The sequence below is a fragment of the Corynebacterium sp. genome (assembly GCF_012837295.1).
In the GTDB taxonomy this organism is placed as follows: Bacteria; Actinomycetota; Actinomycetes; order Mycobacteriales; family Mycobacteriaceae; genus Corynebacterium.
This window is the reverse complement of record NZ_DURI01000201.1, coordinates 1-5,198: the sequence shown is the minus strand read 5'-3', so window position 1 is coordinate 5,198 and position 5,198 is coordinate 1. Positions and strand designations below refer to the sequence as shown.

Annotated in this window: 3 protein-coding genes and 1 tRNA gene; 3 read left to right on the top strand and 1 reads right to left on the bottom strand. The window is 70.9% G+C overall.

Features of this window, described 5'->3' with window-relative positions; all coding sequences use genetic code 11:
- Window positions 1-235 precede the first annotated feature (235 nt).
- Entirely contained in the window at window positions 236-1,837 is a 1,602-nt protein-coding gene (locus tag GX015_RS06680) for a threonine/serine exporter family protein (RefSeq protein ID WP_291343779.1), read from the bottom strand.
- Between the two features lie 205 nt (window positions 1,838-2,042).
- On the opposite strand from GX015_RS06680, the gene GX015_RS06675 reads away from it, so the two are divergent.
- The 3 genes from GX015_RS06675 to GX015_RS06665 all read left to right on the top strand — a co-directional run.
- A tRNA-Thr gene (locus tag GX015_RS06675) sits at window positions 2,043-2,118 on the top strand.
- Window positions 2,119-2,798: 680 nt separating this feature from the next.
- Entirely contained in the window at window positions 2,799-4,670 is a 1,872-nt protein-coding gene (locus tag GX015_RS06670; RefSeq protein ID WP_291343777.1) for an AMP-binding protein, read from the top strand.
- A gap of 226 nt (window positions 4,671-4,896) precedes the next feature.
- Window positions 4,897-5,198 (top strand): hypothetical protein (locus tag GX015_RS06665; RefSeq protein WP_291343775.1); only part of this gene is annotated, 302 nt, incomplete at its 3' end.

Below are 5,198 nucleotides of genomic sequence, written 5' to 3'. Positions count from 1 at the left end.
GGTGGCACGGATCCTCCTGGCTCGTGGCGGGCTGGTGACGGGTGGTGATGGGCGTGCGGCGCGACGTGGTGGCGGCGCCGCTGCGGGGGCCGGTCGGCCGCCTCGCCGGTCGCCCCATACAGGCCATCCAGTGTACCAAGGCGGGCCTTCGCGGGTGAGGTCGGCCGGTTGCGGGCGATAAGCACGCTTGACGACGCCCACGCGCCCGTTTTCCAGCCCGCCCGTGGCGGCGCGCTCACCAGTCGACGGTCTGGTCTCCCGGGGCGCGGCCGTAGCGGCGGCCGAACTTGGCGCGGGCGCTGCGGCTCAGGCGCGTACGGCCCTCGACGGGGTTGGCGGTGCCGTCGGGGGCGTCGGTGCCGGCGGCGTGCCTACGGCGGCGGCGCTGGATCTTCGGGCGCTTGACGTCTCCGTGGCGGGTCAGTCGCGGCGGGCGGCGCATCTGGCGGGCCAGCCATTCGCCGAGCGCAATGCCCGCGGCCAGTGCGGTGGCGGTGCCCAGTGCCGCGGCCAGGGCGGTGAAGCCGTTGAGCGGCTGACCGTTGAGCAGCGCGTGGAGGCCGCGGTAGATGGACATGCCGGGGAGGAAGGGCGTCACGCCGGCGATGGCGGTGACCAGCGGCGGGATGGAGGAACGGCGGGACAGCAGACCGCCGGCGAGGCCGACGGCGGTGGCGGCGGCGCCGGCTGCGGCGACGGGGTTGACGCCGGCGGGCAGGAGCAGCCAGTAGTAGAGCATCGAGCCCAGCAGCGCCGTGGCGCCGGAGACGCCGAGTGCCTTCCATCCGGCGTTGGAGGCCAGTGCGAACGCGACGCTGGCGGCGGAGCCCGCGAGGACCCGGACGGTGGATTCCGCGAAATTGGGGTCGGAGGCGACGCTGGTCGGCGGCAGCGGCATGCCGATGAAGGCGGTGACCTCGAAGCCGATGGCGATGCCCGCGACGATGCCGCCGGTGAGCAGCATGGTGTCGAAGAATCTCGCGGAGCCGGTCACCGGTGCGCCGGTGATCCCGTCCTGGAGGGATTGGACGAGGGTGAGGCCGGCGAGCATGACGATGATGCCCGAGGCGATGATCCTCGACGGCTGAATGTCGATGCCGATGTAGGACGATCCGGCGTAGGCGAGCGCGGCGGTGACCGTTGCGATGAAACCGCCGGTGGCGTTCTGGAAGAACGGCGGCAGCGCCCGGACGTTGAGCTCGCCGATGGCGGCGACGATGAACGCGGTGACCACGGCCGCGATCACCGCGACGAGTGCCCCGCCGCCCAGCAGCACGGACACGGCGGCGGCCATGGCGGCCCAGCCGAGGTAGATGATGCGCAGCCGGTACAGGGGAGGGGCGGACTCGATCGCGTCGGCTCGCTCGACGGCCTCGTCGAGCGAGACCTGGCCGCCGCGGATCGCCCGCAGGAGGGCGTCCACGCGGCGCAGGCGGTGGAAGTCCACGGCCGGGGCGTCGACGACGCGCATGGCAGTCACTGGCGTCCGGCGGGCGCCGATGAGGTGGTAGACGGTCACCGACGTCAGCGTGATGTCGACCTGCACCCGGGTCAGGCCGTACGCGGAGGTCACCGCCTTGATCTGCAGCGCGGTGTCGGAGTTGCCGGAGCCGCAGGACAGCAGCAGCCCGCCGAGCTGGGCGGCGAGATCGAGGACCGAGGTGACCTGGTCGGGATCCGTGTAGTCGATGGGGGCCAGGGGCAGCGGAGTCCGCGTCGACTGCACCAGGTCGACCGTCGACTGGGGGCCGAACATGGCCCCGCGCACCTTCGCCCGCAGCTTCCCGGTGAACCCGGGGGCCGCTGCGGCGGTGGTCGCCTGCTGGTTCTCGGCCATGTTCCTCCCGTCGTTTGGCACCCGATGGTGGAGGTGCCCCGATCGTCCCGCTCGTGTCGTCCCGCGGGGTTGCCGCGCCGCGGGGAGTTTACATGCGAGTTCAGCCGATTACACCCGTGCTCCGGACATCACGGAAACACGGTGGTGGGGCGGGTGCGGGGGCTTGTCCGGATGGGCCGTGCGGCGGGGTAGAATCCGGGGCTATGCCGGAGTGGCGCAATTGGTAGCGCGCCCGCCTTGTAAGCGGATGGTTGTGGGTTCGAGTCCCATCTCCGGCCCCAATCGTGCAGGCCAGGACGTTGTTCGTCCTGGCCTGTACGCGTTCCCGGCATGATGGCCGCACGTCATGCTGTCGGACCTTGCCTCGGTTTTCGCCGCCGCGCTCACCCCGTCGTCGCTGTCTGTTTCCTTGTCCGCCGCGCCGGGCTCGCGTGCGTCCGGATTCCCATCCCTGCGAGGGTTGCCGTGGGCTGCACTCGTGCCGAATTCTCCTCACGCAGCCACACGATTTTCGCTCCTGGGCTTTTACCGGCGTTCACTCGACGTGTGGCTGCATTCTGCAACTAAGGGGGTGTGGTCCGGCGGGTGTCCGGGCGGCGGGGCCGGCGAAGTCGGGGTGTGGGCGTGGCAGAAGGGACGGGATCGGGGCTGCAGGCGTGGCCGGCGCAATGGCGGGCAGGGATGGGGCGTTGGCCGTCGGCCTGGCGGCGTCGGTCGGGTGGGCGGCACCCCCGCGGGGTGGTGGGCGTCGTAAAGCAAAATGCGTGTGACCTGGGCCACGTTCCACATGAAGAGTAAACGGTGATTCACCCCCGAAAGCAGTTCGGGCGGGGAAACCTTGCGAGTTAATGGAGATTCACGCAATACTGTGGCCCACGCAACACTGTGACCCGCGCCACGTCGCCGGGTCGCCGTCCAGCAACGCTCCCGGCCACCGACGCCCCACGCACAAGGACCCGACATGAACGCTCCCGTTTCCCCCGCCCCCGGCCTCGACCGCACCGTTCACCCCGGCGCCCCGCACCAGCCCCACCCGAAGAAGGTCCCGACGCTGGACCAGGGGGAAGAGCGCCTGTCCACTCCGGGCCACACCCGCGACAGCGAGGCGTTCCGCGCCGCCCGCGACACGCTCCTGGCGACCCGCACCGACTACGAGGGCGCCCGCGAGGCGTTCGAGTGGCCGGAGCTGAACGACTTCAACTGGGCGCTGAACTGGTTCGACGTCATCGCCTACGAGAACCCCGAGCCGGCGCTGTGGATCGTCGAGCCCGACGGCTCGGAGGCCATCTACTCCTTCGATCTCATGCGCCGCCGCTCCAACCGCGTGGCCAACCACCTGCGTGGCCTGGGCATCGGCCGCGGCGACCGCATCATGCTCATGCTGGACAACCAGGTCGAGCTGTGGGAGACGCTGCTCGCCGCGATGAAGCTCGGCGCCGTGGTCAGCCCCGCCTCGATCCAGCTGCCCGCCGCGGAGACCCCGGAGCGCCTGGAGCGCGCGCGGATCAAGATGGTGGTCACCTCCCGCCGATACCTGGACCGCTTCGCGGACGTCTCCGTCGACGACGACGTCATCCTGCTCGCCGCCGACGAGGACGAGGAGCCGGTGACCGGCGACGGCCGCATGCCCGTCATCCCGGTGCACAACTTCCACGACGCGTACATCGCCTCCGACGAGTTCGAGGCCGACGGCCCGACCCGCCCCGACGACCTGCTGCTGCTGTACTTCACCTCCGGCACCACGTCGAAGCCGAAGCTGGTCGCCCACACCCACGCCAGCTACCCGGTGGGCACGCTGACCACGATGTACTGGCTGGGCGTCCAGCCGGGCGACGTGCACATGTCCATCTCGCAGCCGGGCTGGGCGAAGCATTCGTGGTCGCAGGTGTTCGCGCCGTGGTCGGCGGAGGCGTGCATCTTCATCTACAACACGGACCGTTTCGACGCCGCCGCGCTGATGGGGCAGCTGGACCGCTGCGGCGTGGACACGTTCTGCGCCCCGCCGACGGTGTGGCGCATGTTCATCCAGGCCGACATGACGGGCATGTCCCGCGTGCCGCGCGAGGCCCTGGGTGCCGGCGAGCCGCTGAATCCGGAGGTCATTTCCCGCGTGGAGAAGGACTGGGGCGTCACCATCCGCGACGGTTACGGCCAGACGGAGACCACGGCCCTGGTGTGCAACTCGCCGGGCCAGGACGTCCGCCCCGGTTCGATGGGCCGCCCCTGCCCGGGCGTGGACATCGTGCTGGTCGACCCGGACACCGGCGAGCTGGTCGACGACGGCGAGATCTGCGTGGTCATGGACGGCCATCCGCTGTTCCTGACCCCGGGCTACCACGAGGACGCCGACAAGACGGGCGCCGTCATGTTCGACGGGCACTATCACACGGGCGACCGCGGCATTCGCGACGCGGACGGCTACATCACCTTCGAGGGCCGCATCGACGACGTGTTCAAGGCGTCGGACTACCGCATTTCGCCGTTCGAGCTGGAGTCGACGCTGTTGGAGCATCCGGCGGTCGTCGAGGCCGCGGTGATCCCGTCGCCGGATCCGATGCGCCTGGCCGTGCCGAAGGCCGTCGTCCGCCTGGCGGAGGGCGCCGAGGAGAACCTGGAGACCGCGAAGTCGATCATGGCGCACACCGCCGAGCGCCTCGCCGGCTTCAAGCGCGTCCGCCGCCTCGAGTTCGCCGATGACCTGCCGAAGACGGCGTCGGGCAAGATCCGCCGCGTGGAGCTGCGCAAGAGCGAGCTGGCCCGCCCCGAGACCGAGACCGATCCGAAGGCCGGCGTGGAGATGCGCCGCGAGCGGGAGTACTGGGAGAAGGACTAGGCACGGGCGGGTGGCCGGGGTCGGGCAGGTCCCGGCCGCCCGGCTTTCCCGCTTGACGACGCCCCGCCGCGCCCCCGATTCCCCGGACATCCGGGGAGTCGGGGGCGTTTCCCTTTGGTCACATGCGTCACTGGCGTCTCTTGCGTTGCATTTTTGGAGTATGGTGGTATGTGCTCAAAAGGGTGCCCCGATGGCGCCCGCTCAGCACGAGTTCCCGGGAGGGCGCATGTCGGACCACATCACCACCAGGCAGTCCACCGTGATCCCGGCCACCGTCACGTCGGCGGCCGAGGGGCGGGGCGGTCGGGGGCGTCGTAAAGCGGCCACCGTCGCGTGCGCGGCGCTGGGCGCCCTCGCCCTCGCCGGAGGGGGATTCCTCGCGGGCGCGGCGGTCGGGCGCGACTCCGGGCCCGCGGACGTGGCCTACGAATCCGTCTTCTTCGGGTCGTCCTCGCTCGGCTCGTCGTCGGGATCCTCCTCCGCGCCGGGCGAAGAGGGCGGCGTGAAGGACGCGCCCGCCGAAGCGCC